The following is a 21,325-nucleotide window of genomic DNA, read 5'->3' on the forward strand; positions in this document are numbered from 1 at the left end:
CCCGGTGTCTCGCGCGAACGAAGCCAACGAGGAGCTTGGAGAGATGGAATACAGACGGCTTGGATCATCGGGACTGAAGGTGCCGGCCTTGAGTTTCGGCGCAGGAACTTTCGGCGGCAAGGGTCCGCTCTTCAGCGCCTGGGGCAACAGCGACGCAGCCGAAGCGCGACGCCTGATCGACATTTCACTGGAGGCCGGCGTCAATCTCTTCGACACGGCCGACGTCTACTCCGATGGGGCCTCCGAGACCGTGCTCGGTGCCGCCATCAAGGGAAAGCGGGATGCCGTCCTGCTCTCCACCAAGATCGCGCTGCCGATGGGCGATGGCCCGAACGATGCCGGCACATCGCGTTCGCGCCTGACGAAGGGCGTCGACGACGCGCTCAAACGGCTCGGCACCGACTATATCGACCTCCTGCAACTTCACGCCTTCGACGCGGGGACACCGGTCGAAGAGGTGCTCTCAACGCTCGATGGCCTCGTTGCCGCCGGCAAGCTGCGCTATGTCGGCGCCTCCAACTTCGCCGGCTGGCAGTTGATGAAATCGCTGGCCGTCTCGGAGAAGCACGGCCTCGTCCGCCATGTCGCCCACCAGGTCTACTATTCGCTCGTCGGACGCGACTACGAGTGGGAACTGATGCCGCTTGCGGCCGATCAGGGCGTCGGCGCGCTTGTCTGGAGCCCGCTCGGCTGGGGCCGCCTTACCGGCAAGATCAGGCGCGGCCAGCCCTGGCCGGAAGGCAGCCGCCTGCACGATACCGCGGCCTTCGGCCCGCCGGTCGACGACGAAAAGCTCTACGACGTCGTCGATGTGCTCGACCAACTCACCGAGGAGACCGGCAATACGATGCCGCAGATCGCCATCAACTGGCTGCTGCAGCGCCCGACCGTCTCGAGCGTGATCATCGGCGCCCGCAACGAGGAGCAGCTCCGCCAGAATCTCGGCGCCGTCGGCTGGTCGCTGTCGCCGGAACAGATCGCCCGCCTCGATGAGGCAAGCAAGACGACGCCGGCCTATCCTTATTTCCCCTATTATCGCCAGGAGGGCTTTGCGCGGCTCAACCCGCCGATCGTCTGATCGGCATAACGCCCGGCTTTCGCACGCCCCGCCCGGGCGTGCGAAAGCATTGCGGCGCCTCGATTTTCCTTACGCGCTTTCGCGCTTGCATTCTCGATTTGCATTGCACAAACTTCGTGACGATGGGGGCGCAGACCTCCCACGAAGGGGACCAAATCCGGCATGTCGATCAAGGCCAGCATCTATCACCTGACCCACTACACCTATGACCGTCCCGTAAGGCTGTCGCCGCAGATCATCCGGCTGAAGCCTGCGGCCCATTCAAAGACCAAGGTCATCAGTCACTCGCTGAAGGTTTCGCCCGCCAACCATTTCGTCAACCTGCAGCAGGATCCCTACGGCAACTATCTTGCCCGGTTCGTCTTTCCCGATCCGGTCAGCGAATTGAAGATCGAGGTCGATCTCGTCGCCGACATGACCGTCTACAATCCCTTCGACTTCTTTGTCGAAGAGGAGGCGGAGCACTGGCCCTTCCCCTATCCGGAAGACCTCAGCGACGACCTCAGGATCTACATGACGCCGGAGCCGGTCGGTCCGGCGCTTGGCGCTTTCCTCGCGACGGTCGACCGCTCGCGGCAACGCACCGTCGACATGGTCGTCGGGCTCAACACGCGCCTGCAGCAGGAGATCGGGTACGTCATCCGCATGGAGCCCGGCGTGCAGACGCCGGAGGACACGCTGACTTCGGCCCGCGGGTCCTGTCGCGATTCGAGCTGGCTGTTGGTCCAGATCCTGCGCAATCTCGGTTTCGCCGCGCGCTTCGTCTCCGGCTATCTCATCCAGCTCACGCCCGATCTCAAGGCACTCGACGGCCCCTCCGGCACCGACCACGACTTTACCGACCTGCATGCCTGGGCCGAGGTTTACCTGCCGGGCGCCGGCTGGGTCGGGCTCGACCCGACCTCCGGCCTCCTGACCGGCGAAAGCCACATCCCGCTTGCCGCGACCCCGCATTTCCGCAATGCCGCGCCGATCTCCGGCGGCTTCTTCGGCGACCCCGAAACCCATACCGATTTCGCCTTCGATATGAAGGTGGCGCGGGTCGCCGAACATCCGCGCATCACCAAGCCCTTCTCCGACGAAAGCTGGGACGCGCTGAATGCGCTCGGTGAGAAGGTCGATCAGATGCTCCAGGAAAACGACGTCCGGCTGACGATGGGCGGCGAGCCGACCTTCGTCTCGATCGACGATTTCGAGTCCGAGGAATGGAACACCGCCGCCGTCGGGCCGACCAAGCGCGAAAAGGCAGACGCCTTGATCCGGCGCCTGCGCGAGCGCTTTGCCCCCGGTGGCTTCCTGCATTACGGCCAGGGCAAATGGTATCCGGGCGAAAGCCTGCCGCGCTGGACCTTCTCGCTCTACTGGCGCAAGGACGGCGTACCGATCTGGCGCCGGCCCGATCTCATCGCCGAGGAAGCGGGCAGCCACGATGTCACCGAAAAGGACGCCGAACGCCTGCTCCAGGCAATCGCCGGCGAGTTGGACCTTACCGCCGACATGGTCGTGCCCGCCTTCGAAGACCCGGCCGAATGGTTGTTGAAGGAGGCGAACCTCCCCGACAATGTCGACCCGGCCAACTCCAAGCTCAAGGACCCGGAAGAACGCAGCCGCATGGCGCGTGTCTTCGAGCGCGGGCTGACGACGCCCACGGGTTACGTTCTGCCGGTGCAGGCCTGGAACGCCCGCGCATCGGGACGGAAGTGGATGAGTGAAAAGTGGAGCACCCGCCGCGGCCGGCTCTTCCTCGTGCCCGGCGACAGTCCCGTCGGCTATCGCCTGCCGCTCGGCGCCCTGCCCTATATCGCGCCCTCCTGGTTCCCCTATATCAACCCGGTCGATCCGACCGTGCCGCGCGACGGCCTGCCGGATTTCGCCGAAGAGATCAGCCGGCCGCAGCAGGCGCGTTTCCAGCCCTCGGAGGTTCCGGAGACCCCGCTACCGGTGGCGCGCGACGAGATCGCCGGCCTGGTGCGCACTGCCATCAGCGTCGAGCCGCGCGACGGCCGGCTCTGCGTCTTCATGCCGCCGACGACGAGCATCGAGGAATATCTCGACCTGATCGCGTCTGCGGAACGGGCTGCCGCCAACATCGGCCTGCCCGTCCATATCGAGGGCTATGCCCCGCCGCAGGATGAACGCATCAACGTCATCCGCGTTGCGCCGGACCCCGGCGTGATCGAGGTCAACATTCATCCCGCATCGCATTGGCGCGATTGCGTCGACATCACCACCGCGATCTACGAAGAGGCGCGCCAGAGCCGGCTCGGCGCCGACAAGTTCATGATCGACGGGCGCCACACCGGCACCGGCGGCGGCAACCACGTGGTCGTTGGCGGCGCCAATCCCAACGACAGCCCGTTCCTGCGCCGTCCGGATCTGCTGAAGAGCGTCGTGCTGCACTGGCAACGGCACCCGTCGCTCTCCTACCTGTTTTCGGGCCTCTTCATCGGCCCGACCTCGCAGGCGCCGCGCATCGACGAGGCCCGGCACGATCAGCTCTACGAGCTCGAAATCGCGCTCGCCCAGGTGCCGATGCCGGGCTCGGCGGCTGCGCCGCCGCTGCCCTGGCTCGTCGACCGGTTGTTCCGCAACCTGCTCGTCGACGTGACCGGGAACACGCACCGGGCGGAGATCTGCATCGACAAGCTGTTTTCGCCGGACGGGCCGACCGGGCGTCTCGGCCTCGTCGAGTTCCGCGGCTTCGAGATGCCGCCGAACGCCCGCATGTCGCTTGCCCAGCAATTGCTGGTGCGCGCCCTCATCGCCCGCTTCTGGAAGCATCCGATCGACGGCCGGTTCGTGCGCTGGGGCACGGCGCTGCACGACCGCTTCATGCTGCCGCACCATGTCTGGCAGGATTTTCTCGAAGTGCTCGCCGATCTTCGCGCTCACGGCTTCGACCTGAAGCCAGAATGGTTCGAGGCCCAGCTCGAGTTTCGCTTCCCCTTCTGCGGCGAGGTCGAATATCAGGACGCCAGGCTCGAACTGCGCCAAGCGCTCGAACCCTGGCACGTGATGGGCGAACAGGGCGCGATCGGCGGCACCGTGCGCTATGTCGACAGCTCGGTCGAGCGCCTGCAGGTCAAGCTCGATACCGCCAATCCCGAGCGCTATGCGGTTGCCTGCAATGGTCGACCGGTGCCGTTGACGCGCACCGGCTCCAACGGCTCGGCCATTGCCGGCGTGCGCTACAAGGCCTGGCAGCCGGCCTCGGGCCTGCATCCGGTCCTGCCAGTCAATACTCCCCTCACATTCGACATTTATGATACATGGTCGAATCGGGCGATTGGCGGATGCGTCTACCATGTCGCCCATCCGGGTGGGCGCAACTACGACACGTTTCCGGTCAACGGCAACGAGGCCGAAGCGCGGCGCCTGTCGCGGTTCGAGCCCTGGGGTCATACGCCAGGAGGTTACCCGCTTCGCCCGGAAAGCCCGTCTATGGAATTCCCGATGACGCTTGATCTCAGGCGTCCGCCAGGAGCGTAAATGGCGAAAAAGCAGACAGCCGCCGCGAACCATCGGGGCACCGACGACGATCCGGTCTTCGGCTACCGCGCCCTTCCTGGTATCGCCGACGAGATGCTCGACCGGGAGGGCAATGTCCGCCCGGTCTGGCAGCGGCTGCTCGCGACGCTCGGACGGCTCGACGAAACGGAACTCGCCAACCGCTTCGCCCGCGCCGACCGCTACCTGCGCGACGCCGGCGTCTTCTACCGGGTCTACGGCGCCAAGGAGAGTACCGACCGAAGCTGGCCATTGTCCCATATCCCGGTCCTGATCGACGAGAAGGAATGGGCGACGGTTTCGCAAGGGCTGGTCCAGCGCGCCGAGCTTCTGGAGAAGGTGGTTGCCGACATTTACGGCGAGAACCGGCTGGTGCGCGAAGGCTTGCTGCCGCCGGCGCTGATCGCCTCCAATCCGCAATTTCTGCGGCCGCTCGTCGGCGTGAAGCCGGCCGATGGTCACTTTCTGCACTTCGTCTCCTTCGAGATCGGCCGCGGCCCCGATGGCAACTGGTGGGTCCTTTCGGACCGCACCGAAGCGCCCTCCGGCGCCGGCTTCGCGCTGGAGAACCGGGTCGCGACCACGCGCGCCTTCTCCAATCTCTATGCCGAAACCCACGTGCACCGATTGGCCGGCTTCTTCGGCGAATTCCGCGATGCGCTCCAGAATGGCAAGCTGCATCCGGACGACCGCATCGCCGTGCTTTCGCCCGGCATCGCGAACGAGACCTATTTCGAGCACGCTTATATCGCCCGCTATCTGGGCTTCATGCTGCTCGAAGGCGAAGACCTGACGGTCGTCGGCGGCCGGGTGATGGTACGCACCGTCGCCGGTCTCAAACCCGTGGGCGTGCTCTGGCGCCGCCTTGACGCCGCCTTCGCCGACCCGCTTGAGCTGAACCAGTCCTCGCATATCGGCACCCCCGGCATCGTCGAGGCGCTTCGCGCCGGCTCCGTTTCGATCGTCAACGCGCTCGGAACCGGCATCGTCGAGACACGCGCCTTCCTCGCCTTCATGCCGGCGATCTGCCGCCACCTGCTCGGCGAGGAGCAGAAGCTGCCCTCGATCGCCACCTGGTGGTGCGGGCAGCCGGCCGAGCGAGAGCAGGTCGCTGCCAATCTCGATCGCATGGTCATCGGTCCGGCCTATGCGACGCGCCCCTTCTTCGATGACAACGGCCGGTCCGTGCTCGGCGCAACGCTCGGCGAGGAGGCCCGCGCCTCGATTGCCGATTGGCTTGGCGCGGAAGGCGGCAAGCTCGTCGGCCAGGAGGTCGTCACGCTTTCGACCACCCCGGCCTGGGTTCGCGGCCGGTTGACGCCACGCCCGATGAGCCTGCGCGTCTTCGCGGCACGGACCCGCGACGGCTGGCAGATCATGCCCGGCGGCTTCGCCCGCATCGGCTCCGGCGACGATGTGGCCGCCATTGCGATGCAGGCGGGTGGCACTGCGGCCGACGTCTGGATCGTCAGCGACCGTCCGGTGGAACGCACGACATTGCTTCCGGCCGAGGAGAGCTTCACCCGCAACATGCCCGGGAGCCTGCCGAGCCGGGCGGCCGACAACCTCTTCTGGCTCGGCCGTTACATCGAGCGCGCCGAAGGGGCGCTGCGCATCCTGCGCGCCTGGCACGGCCGCTTCGCCGAAACCGCCGATCCGGACCTGCCGCTCCTGAGGGATGTCAGCGATTATCTCGCCGCGCTCGAGATCGACACGCGCCAGCCAGTGCCCGACAGCCTGCTTGCCAATATTGCCAGCGCTCTCTTCAGCGCCGGCAACATCCGCGACCGGTTCTCGCCGGACGGCTGGCTGGCGCTGAACGACCTGTCGCAGACGGCGCGCAAGTTCCACGCGACGGTGCAGGCCGGCGACGATGCCACCCGCGCGATGACCGTGCTTCTGCGCAAGCTCGCCGGCTTTGCCGGTCTCGTGCACGAAAACATGTACCGCTTCACCGGCTGGCGCTTTCTTTCGATCGGCCGCTATCTCGAGCGTGGCCTGCACATGACGCGGCTGCTCGGCCATATGTCGGGACCGGATGCGCCCGACGGCGCCTACGACATGCTGCTCGAGATCGGCGACAGCGTCATGACCCACCGCCGGCGTTACAATGTCAGCACCGCCGCATTGACCGTAACGGACCTCTTGGCGCTCGACCCGCTCAACCCGCGCTCGGTGCTCTACCAGTTGAACGAGATCAAGACCGAAGTGGAACTGCTGCCGAACGCCTTCGTCAATGGACAGATGTCGCCCTTCTATCGCGAGGCGATGCGCCTGCATTCTGGCCTCGCCGTGATGACGCCGGAAGCCATGACCCTCGGCGTCTACAACCGGTTGGAGCGCGATCTCGAAAGCCTGTCTGACCTGCTCGCGCGAACCTATCTCGGCTAAGGGGCGCGACCATTGCTTTACGATATCAGCCTGAAGATCACCTATGACTACGAAGTGCCGGTCTCCGGCGGTCGCCACCTCGTGCGCGTCATGCCGGCAACCCTTCACGGCCGCCAGCGTCTCATCGTCGGTTCGTTGAGCTGCCAGCCGATGCCGGCCGAGCGCGCCGAAGGCATCGATTTCTTTGCCAACCCGTTCACGTCGATCCTCTTCCGCTCCTCGCACGCCGATCTGACGATCCGCATGCAGGCGCGCGTGCAGGTGGAGCCGCAGCCGCTGACAGCGGATTTTTCGCCTCATCTCACCGGCCTGCCGGCCGAACTCGCCGCCTGCTGGTCGGTCGACGCCGAAGCGCCACACCACTTCACAGGGCCAAGCCCATTCCTGCCGGAAGTCCCCGAAATTGCCGCCTACGCGCAGGATATTGTCACCGACGCCATGACCGTCCGACAGATCGCCATCGCCGTGTGCGAGCGCATCCATCGCGATTTCACCTATGACGGCGAGGCAACCACGGTGAACACGACACCGGGCGAGGCGTTCAACCTGAAGCGCGGCGTCTGCCAGGACTTCGCCCATGTTATGATCGTGGCGCTGAGAAGCCTCGGCATCCCCGCCGGTTATGTCAGCGGCTTCCTGCGGACAATCCCTCCGCCCGGCAAGGAACGCCTCGAGGGTGCCGATGCCATGCATGCCTGGGTGCGGATCTGGTGCGGTACCACAGGCGGCTGGCTCGAACTCGACCCCACCAACAATATTCCGGCGGGAACCGACCATATTGTTGTCGGCCACGGTCGTGATTACGGCGACGTCGCCCCCGTCATCGGGGTCCTGAAGAGCTATGGCAGTCAGACGACGAAGCAGGCCGTGGACGTCATTCCGGTGCCCTGATCCGATTTGGTACAGGCCGTTTCCCGTTTCCGGACAGGGCCGCAATTGCGGAACCCTCTGTAAGCACTGGTTTTCCTGAATTCCGTTAAAATTGCAGCAATTGTCGGAACGATATCGTAAGCCATCGACGCTATTTGTGCCCCCAAGCTTGCAACGTGTTCCTCTGGGGTGTGCAAAGATGGGAAGACGATACACTGTAGGCCGGTCCCTTGTGGTGATGCTCAAGGACCGGGGTGGTAATTTCGGTATTATGGCAGCGCTTGCGACGCCATTGCTGTTGGCGGCCGGCGGCGTCGCCATCGACTTGGCCAGCATGATGACGACCAAGAACCAGATGCAGGATGCAGCCGATGCGGCGGCGCTCGCGGCGGCCTCTTCTCTGGTCTCAAAGGATCCGCCAACGATTGCCAAGGCAAAGGAAATTGCCGCGGCCTTCCTCAAGACGCAGTCGGGCGGCAGCGCCGTCGACGTTCCCGGCGGAAACGATCAAAGCGGCACGAGCTCGTTGGCCAAGACCGCTTCGGCGGAAGCGTCGACGGGCAGCCAGCCGACCATTGACATCATTGAAAGCAGCAATGGTCCTACCGGCAAGGCCTACAACGTCACCGTCCTGAACAAGCAGACGTTCCAGTTCAACGCGCTGACACGCCTGCTCGGGAAGACATCAATCGACATTGAAACCCTCGCCAAGGCCGAAAGCGCCACCGAGAGTAAGAACGCCCTGTCGATGTATCTGGTGCTCGATCGTTCCGGGTCGATGGCCTGGAAAACCAACACGCTGAACGCCACGAAGACATCCTGCCCGAACTACACAGAATCGAATTGGGGCAAGTATCCGAACCTAAGGGCAAGTAGCCCTTGCTACGTAACCAAGGTCGACGCGCTCAAAACCGCGGTCAGCGATTTGCTCACGCAATTGAAGACCGCCGATCCCAATAATTTGTATGTCCGCACAGCGGCCATCTCCTACAATTCCGCACAGGACACGCCCGGCAATCTCGACTGGGGCACCGCCGGCACGTCAACCTATGTGAACGCCCTTGTTGCAACAGGCGGCACCGCGTCAGGTAACGCGTTCAAGACTGCCTACAGCCGCGTAACCGCGGCGACCGAGGATACGGCTCACAAGGCTAAGAACGGACAGGTTCCCACCAAGTACATCGTCTTCATGACGGATGGCGACAACAACAACACGAGCGACGACACGACAACCCTGGCGTGGTGCGACACCGCTCGAAAGAACAACGTGCAGGTCTACACCGTGGCCTTCATGGCGCCCGACCGCGGCAAGGCCTTGCTGAAGGCCTGCGCCACAACTGAGGCAAATTACTTCCAGGCGGAAGAAGCCGCCGATCTGATCGCAGCCTTCAAGGCGATCGGCGAAAAAGCCTCGGCCATGGCTACCCGCCTGACGAAGTAACGCCAGGACCTGCATCCTTCAAGCCGCCCGGTCACGCCGGGCGGCTTTTGCGTTCAGGTATTGCGGTCCGTTCCGTCAGCGAGTTCCGTAGCTTGAGACAATTCTAATCCATTTAAAAACATCTGTTGCAAGCGCTTCGGATCGATGCATAAATTGCCCTATCCCCGGTCGGATCCGGCCTGCGACCTCCCAACGCAAAAGGGTATAGACAGTTTCATGATGAACAGGCTCTCCACCAACGAAGTGCCGCAGCCCGCCCCAAGGTCGTCTGAACCTGGCCAGCTCGCCGTCGAAATCCTCGAACGTCTGAAGTATCGCATCGGCAAGGATCCGAAGGTCGCGAAGCCCCATGACTGGCTGACGGCGGCGATCCTGGTCGCCCGCGACCGCATCACCGACAAGTGGATGGATTCCACCCGCAAGACCTACGCGACCGGTGCCAAGCGCGTCTATTACCTGTCGCTCGAATTCCTCATTGGCCGGCTGATGCGCGACGCCATGACCAATATCGGCCTGATGGACGAGATGCGCGACGCACTCGCTTCTCTCGGCGTCGATATCGACGTCATCGCCGAGCTCGAGCCGGACGCAGCGCTCGGCAACGGCGGTCTCGGCCGTCTCGCCGCCTGTTTCATGGAATCGATGGCCACCGTCGACGTGCCCGCCTATGGCTACGGCATCCGCTATATGCACGGCCTGTTCCGCCAGCAGATGGCCGACGGCTGGCAGGTGGAACTGCCGGAGACCTGGCTCGCCCACGGCAATCCCTGGGAATTCGAGCGGCGTGAAAGCTCCTACGAGATCGGCTTCGGTGGCGTGGTCGAAACGGCCAACATCGACGAGGAGATCCAGCGCTTCGTGTGGAAGCCGGCCGAGCGCGTCATCGCCACCGCCTTCGACACGCCCGCCGTCGGCTGGCGGGCAAAGCGCGTCAACACGCTTCGCCTCTGGACGGCGCAGCCGATCGACCCGATCCTGCTCGCGGCCTTCAACGCCGGCGACCACATCGGCGCACTGCGCGAGAGCAACAAGGCGGAAAGCCTGACCCGCGTGCTCTATCCTGCCGACGCGACGCCGGCTGGTCAGGAACTGCGGCTGCGCCAGGAATATTTCTTCTCATCCGCCTCGCTGCAGGACATCCTGCGCCGGCACCTGCAGCAATATCCGGACTTCGACTCGCTGCCGGACGCCGTTGCCATTCAGTTGAACGACACGCACCCGGCCATTTCCGTGGCCGAGCTGGTGCGGTTGCTCACCGACGTGCACGGCCTTGATTTCGAGCAGGCCTGGGACATCACCCGCCGCACGATCTCCTACACCAACCATACGCTTCTGCCGGAAGCGCTCGAAAGCTGGCCGGTGCCGCTCATCGAACGGCTGCTGCCGCGCCACATGCAGATCGTCTATGCGATCAACGCCAAGATCCTGATCGAGGCGCGCAAGCAGAAGGGCGCCACCGATGACGAGATCCGCAACATCTCGCTGATCGACGAGAGCGGTGAGCGCCGGGTGCGCATGGGCAACCTCGCCTTCGTCGGCTCGCACTCGATCAATGGCGTTTCGGCGCTGCATACGGAGCTGATGAAGGAAACGGTCTTTGCCGACCTGCACAAGCTCTACCCTGAACGCATCAACAACAAGACCAACGGCATCACCCCGCGCCGCTGGCTGATGCAGTGCAATCCGGGGCTCTTCGGGCTGATCCGTGACGCGATCGGCGATGAGTTCATGGACAATACCGAGGCACTGCAGGCGCTCGACGCCTTCGCCGACAAGGCGGATTTCCAGGAGCATTTCGCTGCCGTCAAGCGTGCGAACAAGGTCCGCCTTTCCCAGCTCGTCCAGAGCCGGCTCGGTATCAGGCTCGATCCGTCGGCGATGTTCGACATCCAGATCAAGCGCATCCACGAATACAAGCGCCAGCTCCTCAACATCGTCGAAGCCGTCGCGCTCTACGACCAGATCCGCTCGCATCCGGAGCTGGACTGGGTGCCGCGCGTCAAGCTCTTTGCCGGCAAGGCGGCGCCGAGCTATCACAACGCCAAGCTGATCATCAAACTCGCCAATGATGTCGCCCGCGTCGTCAACAACGATCCTTCGGTGCGCGGCCTGCTCAAGATCGTCTTCGTGCCGAACTACAACGTCTCGCTCGCCGAGATCATGGTTCCGGCCGCCGATCTGTCCGAGCAGATCTCGACCGCGGGCATGGAAGCCTCGGGCACCGGCAACATGAAATTCGCGCTGAACGGCGCGCTGACAATCGGCACGCTCGACGGCGCCAATGTCGAGATGCGCGACTGGATCGGCGAGGAAAACATCAAGATCTTCGGCATGACCGCCGAGGAAGTGGCGAAGGCGCGTGCCGAGGGCCATAATCCGCGCGCCATCATCGAAGGCTCGCCCGAACTGTCGCAGGCGCTCCAGGCGATCGCCTCGGGCGTCTTCTCGCCCGACGACCGCAACCGCTTCTCCGGCCTCATCGACGGCATCTACAATCACGACTGGTTCATGGTTGCCGCCGATTTCGAAGCCTATGCCAAAGCGCAGCGGGAGATCGACCAGCTCTGGACGAACCCTTCCGACTGGTATGCGCAGGCGATCCGCAACACCGCACGGATGGGCTGGTTCTCGTCCGATCGCACCATCCGGCAATATGCCGGGGAAATCTGGAGAGCTGGATGACGCCTTCGGCCGGCAAGGACCCGGAACCCGCAGCTTCAGGTCTGCTGTCAGCGCCGGAAATCGCGGCCATTCTTTCGGGTACGCACGATGATCCTTTCGCGGTCCTCGGCGTACACCCCGCTGGCAAGGCCATTCTTGCCCGCTGCTTCATCCCCGATGCCGAGACCGTGGCGGTGGAAACGCTCTCGGGCAAGGAGCTCGGCACGCTCGAACGCCGTGACGATGCCGGTTTCTTCGAAGGTCCCATCTCTCTGAAGAAACCCCAGCCCGTGCGCTATTGCGCCCGCAACCAGGGCGGCGAATGGATCGTCATCGACCCCTACAGCTTCGGCCCGGTCCTCGGGCCGATGGACGACTATTACATCCGTGAAGGTTCACACCTCCGGCTCTTCGACAAAATGGGCGCACATCCGATCCATCACGATGGCGCCGATGGCTATCATTTTGCCGTCTGGGCGCCCAATGCCAAGCGCGTTTCCGTCGTCGGCCAATTCAACAATTGGGATGGCCGGCGCCACGTCATGCGGCTGCGCGCCGACACCGGAATCTGGGAGATATTCATTCCCGGCGTCGAGGCCGGTCTTGCCTACAAGTACGAGATCCTCGACCGCAATGGCACGCTGCTACCGCTCAAGGCCGATCCTTTTGCCCGCAGGTCCGAGCTTCGTCCCAACACCGCTTCGGTGACGACGCCGGAGATCGCGCAAACCTGGGAGGACGAGGCGCACCGCAAGCACTGGGCGACGGTCGACGCGCGGCGCCAACCGATCTCGATCTACGAGGTCCATGCCGGCTCCTGGCAGCGCCGCGACAATGGCGAGATGCTCTCCTGGGACGAACTCGCCGACCGGCTGATCCCCTATTGCGTCGATATGGGCTTCACCCATATCGAGTTCCTGCCGATCTCGGAGTTTCCCTTCGATCCGTCCTGGGGCTACCAGACGACCGGCCTCTACGCACCGACCGCCCGCTTCGGCGAGCCCGAGGGCTTTGCCCGTTTCGTGAACGGCTGCCACAAGGTCGGCATCGGCGTCATCCTCGACTGGGTGCCGGCGCATTTCCCGACGGACGAGCACGGGCTTCGCTGGTTCGACGGCACCGCGCTCTACGAGCACGAAGACCCGCGCCAAGGCTTCCACCCCGACTGGAACACGGCGATCTACAATTTCGGCCGCCAGGAGGTGCTTTCCTACCTCGTCAACAACGCGCTCTACTGGGCCGAGAAGTTCCATGTCGACGGACTGCGCGTCGACGCGGTCGCCTCGATGCTCTACCTCGACTATTCGCGCAAGCATGGCGAATGGGTGCCGAACGAGTATGGCGGCAACGAAAACCTCGAGGCGGTTCGCTTCCTGCAGACGATGAACACCCAGATCTACGGCATCCACCAGGGCATCCTGACGATCGCCGAGGAATTGACCTCCTGGCCGAAGGTATCCCACCCGGTTCATGCTGGCGGCCTGGGTTTCGGCTTCAAGTGGAACATGGGCTTCATGCACGACACGCTGCAATACCTGTCGCGCGAGCCGGTGCACCGCAAGTTCCACCACAACGACCTGACCTTCGGCCTGCTCTACGCCTTCAGCGAGAACTTCGTGCTGCCGCTGTCCCATGACGAAGTGGTGCATGGCAAAGGCTCGCTGATCGCCAAGATGGCCGGCGACGACTGGCAGAAGTTCGCCAATCTCCGGGCCTATTACGCCTTCATGTGGGGCTATCCCGGCAAGAAGCTTTTGTTCATGGGCCAGGAATTCGCGCAGTGGCGCGAGTGGTCCGAGGACCGCGCGCTCGACTGGAACCTGCTCGAATACCACCTGCACGAAGGCATGCGCCGGCTGGTGCGTGACCTCAACGGCACCTATCGCGCCAAGCCGGCCCTGCATGCGCGCGATTGCGAAGGCGATGGCTTCGAGTGGCTGCTTGCCGACGACCGCGACAATTCGGTCTTTGCCTGGCTGCGCAAGGCGCCCGGTGAAAAGCTCGTCGCCGTCATCACCAATTTTACGCCCGTCTACCGGGAGAGCTACGCCATCCCGCTGCCGGTCCAGGGTCGCTGGAAGGAGATCCTCAATACCGACGCGGAAATCTACGGAGGAAGCGGCAAGGGCAACGGCGGCGCCGTCTACGCCGAGAAGAGTACCACGGGAGCGATAATGGCCAACATCACGCTGCCGCCCCTGGCGACACTGATGCTGGAGCAGGAGTAGATTTCATTCGGTCCGCCAGCCGAAATCGGCAGGCGGCATGAGACTGTAAGATTCGAGGGTCGCAAGGCGTCACCAAAAGCCGCCGTGACGACCCCGGAAGTCAATGATTGGGGAGGACAAATGGTGGAAAAGCGTACGCAACCTCTGGCACGTGATGCCATGGCCTATGTTCTCGCTGGCGGTCGCGGCAGTCGCCTGAAGGAGCTGACCGACCGACGGGCGAAGCCGGCGGTCTATTTCGGCGGCAAGGCCCGTATCATCGACTTCGCGCTTTCGAACGCGCTGAATTCCGGTATCCGCCGTATCGGCGTCGCCACCCAGTACAAGGCGCACTCGCTGATTCGCCACCTGCAGCGCGGCTGGAACTTCTTCCGTCCGGAACGAAACGAAAGCTTCGACATCCTGCCCGCCAGCCAGCGCGTTTCCGAGACGCAATGGTACGAAGGCACCGCCGACGCCGTCTATCAGAACATCGACATCATCGAAGACCACGGCGTCGAATACATGGTCATTCTCGCCGGCGACCACATCTACAAGATGGACTATGAATTGATGCTGCAGCAGCACGTCGATTCCGGCGCCGACGTCACCATCGGCTGCCTCGAAGTGCCGCGCATGGAGGCGACCGGCTTCGGCGTCATGCATGTCGACGACAAGGATCGCATCATCGCCTTCGTCGAGAAACCGGCCGATCCGCCCGCCATTCCCGGCAATCCCGATATGGCGCTTGCCTCGATGGGCATCTATGTCTTCCACACGAAGTTCCTGATGGATCTTCTGCGCCGCGACGCCGCCGATCCGAAATCGAGCCGCGACTTCGGCAAGGACATCATCCCCTACATCGTCGACAACGGCAAAGCGGTCGCGCACCGGTTTACCCAGTCCTGCGTGCGTTCGGATTTCGAGCGCGAGGCCTATTGGCGCGACGTCGGCACCATCGACGCCTATTGGCAGGCCAATATCGACCTGACCCATGTGACGCCGGAACTCGACATCTACGACAGCACCTGGCCGATCTGGACCTTCGCGGAGATCAAGCCGCCGGCAAAGTTCGTGCATGACGATGAAAACCGCCGCGGCTCGGCGACCTCGTCGCTCATCTCCGGCGACTGCATCATCTCAGGCGCAGCACTCAACCGCAGCCTGTTATTCACAGGCGTCAGAGTAAATTCATATTCCCGTCTGGAGAATGCCGTAGTTCTTCCCGATGTGAAGATCGGTCGCCATGCGACGCTGCGCAACGTGGTCATCGACAGCCGTGTCGTGATCCCGGAGGGCCTCGTGGTCGGCGACGATCCGGAGCTCGATGCCAAGCGTTTCCGACGCTCGGAAAACGGTGTCTGCCTGATCACGCAAACGATGATCGACAAGCTGGGGATGTAGGTCTGCCTTCCATGAACGTCCTGTCCGTTGCGTCCGAAGTCTATCCGCTGGTCAAGACCGGGGGGCTCGCCGATGTCGCCGGCGCGCTCCCGACAGCGCTTGCGCCGCACGGCATCAAGACCCGCACCCTCCTGCCCGGCTATCCCGCCGTGCTGCAGAAGCTGAAGAAAAAAAAGAAGGTCGGCGCTCTCGAGAACCTGTTCGGTGATCCGGCCACGATCCTCGCGGCTGAGATCGATGGGCTGGACCTCCTGGTTCTCGACCAGCCGGCGCTCTACCAGCGAGACGGCGGTCCCTATGTCGACGCGACCGGCCGCGACTATGCCGACAACTTCCGTCGCTTCGCCGCGCTCTCGCTTGCAGCGGCCGAGGTCGCCGCCGGCGATGTCGTCCCCGGCTGGAAACCCGACGTCGTCCACGCCCATGACTGGCAGACGGCGCTGACGCCGGTTTACATGCATTTTGGCCGCGCCCCCGCGACGCCGACGGTCATGACCATCCACAATATCGCCTTTCAAGGCCAGTTCGGCGCCTCGGTCTTCCCCGAGCTGGCTCTTCCTCCGGAAGCCTTCTCGATGCAATTCGTCGAGTATTATGGCGATGTCGGCTTCCTGAAGGGCGGGATGCAGACGGCAAGCGCGATCACCACCGTCAGCCCCTCCTATGCCCAGGAGATCCTGACCCCCGAATTCGGCATGGGCCTCGAGGGTCTGTTGAAAAGCCGCGTTTCCGACTTGAGCGGCATCGTCAACGGCATCGACGCCGACATATGGAACCCGCAGACCGACCCGCATATTGCGCAGCATTTCAGCGCGACGACCTTGAAGCAGCGCGTCGGCAATCGTCGAGCGCTGGAAGAACGCTTCGGTCTCGAGAAGGGCAACGGTCCGATCTTCTGCGTCGTCAGCCGGCTCACCTGGCAGAAGGGCATGGACCTCGTCGCCGAGGTCGCGGATGACATCGTCGCGATGGGCGGCAAACTCGTCGTGCTCGGCTCCGGCGATGCGGCGCTCGAGGGTGCGCTTCTGGCGGCCGCCTCCCGTCACCGCGGCCATATCGGCATGGTCACCGGCTACAACGAGCCGCTGTCGCATTTGATGCAGGCAGGCTCGGACGCGATACTCATTCCGTCGCGCTTCGAACCCTGTGGCCTGACCCAGCTCTACGGCCTGCGCTACGGCTGCGTGCCGGTCGTCGCCCGCACGGGCGGACTGGCCGATACGATCATCGACGCCAACGAGGCCGGGCTTTCGGCCAAGGTCGCCACCGGCTTCCAGTTCACCCCGGTCACCGCCGACGGGTTGCGACTTGCGGTGAGGCGCGTATTGCGCGCATACAACGAGCCCAAGGTCTGGGCGCGAATTCAGACCCAGGGCATGAAATCGGACGTTTCGTGGGCCACAAGTGCCGAGCGCTACGTCTCTTTATATTCCGGTCTTCTCGGGAAAGGTTAAGTCAGCATGATAAGAACGGTTACCACAACCCCCTATGGCGACCAGAAGCCTGGCACGTCAGGGCTGCGCAAGAAGGTCCCGGTCTTCCAGCAGAAGAACTATGCCGAGAACTTCATCCAGTCGATCTTCGATTCGCTCGAAGGCTTTCAGGGCGAAACACTGGTGATCGGCGGCGACGGCCGCTACTACAACCGCGAAGTCATCCAGATCGCCATCAAGATGGCGGCGGCCAACGGCTTCGGCCGCGTACTCGTCGGCCGCGGCGGCATCCTGTCGACGCCGGCTGCCTCCAACGTCATCCGCAAGTACAAGGCCTTCGGCGGCATCGTCCTTTCGGCCAGCCACAATCCCGGCGGCCCGACCGAAGATTTCGGCATCAAGTACAATATCGGCAATGGCGGCCCGGCACCGGAAAAGGTCACCGACGCGATCTTTGCCCGCAGCAAGGTGATCGACAGCTACAAGATCGCCGACGTCAGGGACATCAACCTCGACCTCGAAGGCACGCAGGAGATCGAAGGCATGACCGTGACGGTCATCGATCCCGTCGCCGACTATGCCGAACTGATGGAGAGCCTGTTCGATTTCGCGGCCATCCGCAAGCTGATCGGCGGCGGCTTCCGCGTCGTATTCGACGCGATGAGCGCGGTCACAGGCCCCTATGCCAAGGAGATCATCGAGAAACGCCTCGGCGCGCCCAAGGGCTCGGTGATGAACTTCATGCCGCTGCCGGACTTCGGCGGCCACCATCCGGACCCGAACCTGGTTCATGCCCGCGCGCTCTACGAAACGATGATGGCGCCCGACGCGCCGGACTTCGGTGCCGCGTCGGATGGCGACGGCGACCGCAACCTGATCATCGGCCGCGGCATCTTCATCACCCCTTCGGACAGCCTGGCGATGCTCGCCGCCAACGCGCATCTGGCACCCGGTTACGCCAAGGGCCTCGCCGGCATCGCCCGCTCCATGCCGACCAGCGGTGCGGCCGACCGCGTCGCCGAGAAGCTCGGCATCGGCCTCTACGAGACGCCGACCGGCTGGAAATTCTTCGGCAACCTGCTCGACGAGGGCATGGCGACGATCTGCGGCGAAGAAAGCGCCGGCACCGGTTCCAACCACGTGCGCGAGAAGGACGGCCTCTGGGCAGTCTTGCTCTGGCTCAACATCCTGGCTGTGCGCAAGGAAAGCGCCCTCGACATCGTCAAGAACCACTGGGCGACCTACGGCCGCAACTATTACTCGCGCCATGACTACGAGGAGGTCGATTCCGACGCGGCCAACGGCCTGATCGCCAACCTGCGCGACCAGCTTGCCGGCCTGCCCGGAAAGTCCTTCGGCGCGCTCAAGGTCGCAACCGCCGACGACTTCGCCTACAACGATCCGGTCGACCATTCGGTCAGCAAGAACCAGGGCATCCGCATCCTCTTCGAGGGCGGCTCCCGCGTCGTCTTCCGCCTCTCCGGCACCGGCACTTCGGGCGCGACGCTACGCGTCTACATCGAGCGCTTCGAGCCGGATCCGGCACGTCACGGCATCGAGACGCAGGAAGCGCTCGCCGATCTCATCGCCGTTGCCGACGAGATCGCGGGGATCAAGACGCGCACCGGCCGCACCGAGCCGAGCGTCATTACCTGAGATACTGAACGATCGGGCCGCTTCATGCGGCCCTTTTTCTTTCTGTTGACCGAATACCCCTTCTGCCCGGCAGGGCGGAGGGGGTATCCCGCCACACCTTCGACACAGAGGGCCGCCTTCATGCCGACCACCGGATTGCCACCCCTCGGTGCCACGATCACCGCAGAAGGCACGCAGTTTGCCGTCTGGTCGCGCAATGCCGCCCGCATCGACCTCTGCCTTTTCGACAAGACCGGCGCCCGGCAATTGCGGCAGTTACCCATGCTGCGGAGCGGCGACGTCCACAGCCTGACGGTTGCCGACGCCCCTAAGGGCACGCGCTACGGCTTTCGCGCCGACGGCGTCTATTCGCCCGATCACGGTCTCTGGTTCGATCCCGCCAAGCTGCTGGTCGACCCCTATGCCGTCGAACTCGACCGGCCTTTCCGGCACGATCCGCGCCTGACGATTTTTGGCGAGGATACCGCCGATCTGGTGCCGAAGGCCGTTGTCACAGAGGTGAAGACGGTCAAGCCCAAGGCGCCGCTCTTTCGCGCCGGCGGCCTCATCTACGAGATCGCCGTCAAGCCCTTCACCATTCTCCATCCGGAAGTCCCGAAGGCGAAGCGCGGCACCGTGGCGGCGCTCGCCGAGCCCGCCATCATCGAACATCTGAAGCGCCTCGGCGTCTCTGCGGTCGAATTGATGCCGATCGTCGCCTGGATCGACGAGCGCCACCTGCCGCCGCTCGGGCTGAAGAACGGCTGGGGCTACAATCCGATCGCGCCGATGGCGCTCGACCCGCGCCTGGTGCCGGGCGGCATCAAGGAATTGCGCAAGACGGTCGAAACGCTGCGCAAGGAAGGCATCGGCGTCATCCTCGATCTGGTCTTCAACCACTCCGGCGAAAGCGATCGCTTCGGCACCACGCTGTCGATGCGTGGCCTCGACAACCTCACCTATTACCGTCACGTCACCGACCAGCCCGGGGAACTCATCAACGACACCGGCTGCGGCAATACGATTGCCTGCGACCACCCGACCGTCGAGACGCTGATCCTCGACAGCCTGCGCCATTTCGTTCGTGCCGCCGGTGTCGATGGCTTCCGCTTCGATCTCGCCTCGATCCTCGGGCGCGATATGGGCGGTTTCCACCGCGATGCCAGGCTCTTCCAGGCGATATCAGCCGATCCGCTGCTTGCCGACCGTGTGCTGATCGCCGAGCCGTGGGACGTCGGCCCCGGCGGTTACCAGCTCGGCAACTTCCCCTCTCCCTTCCTCGAATGGAACGATCGGGCCCGCGACGACATCCGCATCTACTGGCGCGGCGACCGCCATGCGATCGGCGCTCTGGCTACGGCACTTGCCGGCTCGTCGGAGAGTTTCGCCCGCTGGGGCGAGAGCGGCACGCGCACGGTCAATTTCATCGCCGCCCATGATGGCTTCACGCTCGCCGATATCGTTTCCTATGCCGGCAAGCACAACGAGGCCAACGGCGAGGAGAACCGCGACGGCCACAACGAGAACCACTCCTGGAACAATGGCGCCGAAGGCCCGACAGACGATCCGGAAATTCTGGCAGCCCGACGCCATGACGTGATGGCGCTCATCGGCACGCTGTTTTCCTCACGCGGAACGATCATGCTGACGGCCGGCGACGAAGGCGGCCGAAGCCAGAGCGGCAACAACAACGCCTATTGCCAGGACAACGCCATCACCTGGCTCGACTGGACGGCGATGGATGACGAGATCGTCGCCCACACGGCGGCGCTGTCGGCGATGCGCCGACGCTTCGACGTGTTCGATCAGACCACGTTCCTGACCGGGAACGGCGATGTCGAATGGCGGCGCCTCGACGGGCAACCGATGACGACCAGCGACTGGGAACACCCGGCAACGGACAATCTGATGATGGTGCTGACCACCCGCGACCGTCTCCAGAAGCGGGCGACGCGCCTTGCCGTGATCGTCAATCGCAGCCATGCGCCGCATCCCTTCCGCCTGCCCGACAGCATCGACGGAAAGTGGCAGGATGCGCTGACGTCCTCGTTCCCGGCCGATCATGCCGCGCCGCGCTCGGTCTCCGTCCTCGTCGAGGTTTTCTAAAGCTTTTCCACCACTTGCAGGTTGCAGCGGGCGAGCCTATAGAACGCTCGGGGGCTTGTTTCGAGGCGTTCACATGCTGCAGGACATTTCACTTTCTGAGATCAAGGAACTCGTCGGCAAGGAGGTCGGCGTTTCCGACTGGATCACGGTCACGCAGGAAACGATCGACAAATTTGCCGAGGCAACCGGCGACTATCAGTACATCCATGTCGACCCGGTTCGCGCCGCCGCCGAGACACCGTTCGGCGGCACCATCGCGCACGGCTTCCTGTCGCTCTCGCTGCTCTCGGCGATGAACTACAATTGCCTGCCGAAGATCCGCGAACAGACGATGGGCATCAATTACGGCTTCGAGAAGGTGCGCTTCGTCGCGCCGGTGAAGAGTGGCGCCAAGGTGCGCGGCCACTTCACCATGGCCGATGCCCGTTTCCGCGGCGCCAGCATGCTGATGATCACCTACGACGTCAGCGTTGAGATCGAAGGCGAACGCAAGCCGGCGCTCACCGCCACCTGGCAGACGATCATCCAGTTCGATCCCAAGGACCGCCCCGCCGATGCCTGAGCAGCGTGACCGGATCGCCCGATCCGGAAC

At 63.8% G+C, this 21,325-nt stretch carries 12 protein-coding genes; all 12 read left to right on the forward strand.

What is annotated here, in order from left to right; genetic code table 11:
* Positions 1 to 43 precede the first annotated feature (43 nt).
* Positions 44 to 1,078 carry an aldo/keto reductase gene (locus tag AC1Z3V_RS14785; protein ID WP_483500014.1) on the forward strand — a complete coding sequence of 345 codons (1,035 nt, stop codon included), beginning with the start codon at positions 44 to 46 and terminating at the stop codon, positions 1,076 to 1,078.
* 162 nt (positions 1,079 to 1,240) lie between these two features.
* Entirely contained in the window at positions 1,241 to 4,567 is a 3,327-nt protein-coding gene (locus AC1Z3V_RS14790) for a transglutaminase family protein (RefSeq protein ID WP_483500016.1), read from the forward strand.
* Positions 4,568 to 6,976, forward strand: a complete 2,409-nt coding sequence (locus AC1Z3V_RS14795; protein WP_429813206.1) for a circularly permuted type 2 ATP-grasp protein — start codon at positions 4,568 to 4,570, stop codon at positions 6,974 to 6,976.
* 12 nt (positions 6,977 to 6,988) lie between these two features.
* Complete coding sequence (locus tag AC1Z3V_RS14800; protein WP_483500018.1) at positions 6,989 to 7,867, forward strand: transglutaminase family protein; 879 nt, start codon at positions 6,989 to 6,991, stop codon at positions 7,865 to 7,867.
* Positions 7,868 to 8,045: 178 nt separating this feature from the next.
* The gene (locus AC1Z3V_RS14805; RefSeq protein WP_483500019.1) at positions 8,046 to 9,287 is read left to right on the forward strand and encodes a vWA domain-containing protein; all 1,242 of its coding nucleotides are present in this window, start codon (positions 8,046 to 8,048) and stop codon (positions 9,285 to 9,287) included.
* A gap of 219 nt (positions 9,288 to 9,506) precedes the next feature.
* Positions 9,507 to 11,969 (forward strand): glycogen/starch/alpha-glucan phosphorylase, encoded by a 2,463-nt coding sequence (locus tag AC1Z3V_RS14810; protein WP_483504087.1) that lies wholly within the window; start codon positions 9,507 to 9,509, stop codon positions 11,967 to 11,969.
* A complete protein-coding gene (gene glgB, locus AC1Z3V_RS14815; protein WP_483500021.1) occupies positions 11,966 to 14,176 on the forward strand; it encodes a 1,4-alpha-glucan branching protein GlgB in 2,211 nt (736 codons plus the stop codon). The genes AC1Z3V_RS14810 and glgB overlap by 4 nt, the downstream gene beginning before the upstream one ends.
* Positions 14,177 to 14,296: 120 nt before the next feature.
* Positions 14,297 to 15,559, forward strand: coding sequence for a glucose-1-phosphate adenylyltransferase (gene glgC / locus AC1Z3V_RS14820; protein WP_429813195.1), 1,263 nt, complete (start codon positions 14,297 to 14,299; stop codon positions 15,557 to 15,559).
* An 11-nt stretch (positions 15,560 to 15,570) separates the two neighbouring features.
* Positions 15,571 to 17,013, forward strand: coding sequence for a glycogen synthase GlgA (glgA, locus tag AC1Z3V_RS14825; protein WP_483500023.1), 1,443 nt, complete (start codon positions 15,571 to 15,573; stop codon positions 17,011 to 17,013).
* 6 nt (positions 17,014 to 17,019) lie between these two features.
* Positions 17,020 to 18,648: an alpha-D-glucose phosphate-specific phosphoglucomutase gene (locus AC1Z3V_RS14830; protein WP_483500025.1), complete on the forward strand. Its 1,629-nt coding sequence runs from the start codon at positions 17,020 to 17,022 to the stop codon at positions 18,646 to 18,648.
* 120 nt (positions 18,649 to 18,768) lie between these two features.
* A complete protein-coding gene (glgX, locus tag AC1Z3V_RS14835) occupies positions 18,769 to 20,733 on the forward strand; it encodes a glycogen debranching protein GlgX (RefSeq protein ID WP_483500027.1) in 1,965 nt (654 codons plus the stop codon).
* A gap of 73 nt (positions 20,734 to 20,806) precedes the next feature.
* A complete protein-coding gene (locus tag AC1Z3V_RS14840) occupies positions 20,807 to 21,295 on the forward strand; it encodes a MaoC family dehydratase (protein WP_429813186.1) in 489 nt (162 codons plus the stop codon).
* Positions 21,296 to 21,325: the final 30 nt, after the last annotated feature.

The sequence above is a fragment of the Ensifer sp. 38_S197 genome (assembly GCF_056924495.1).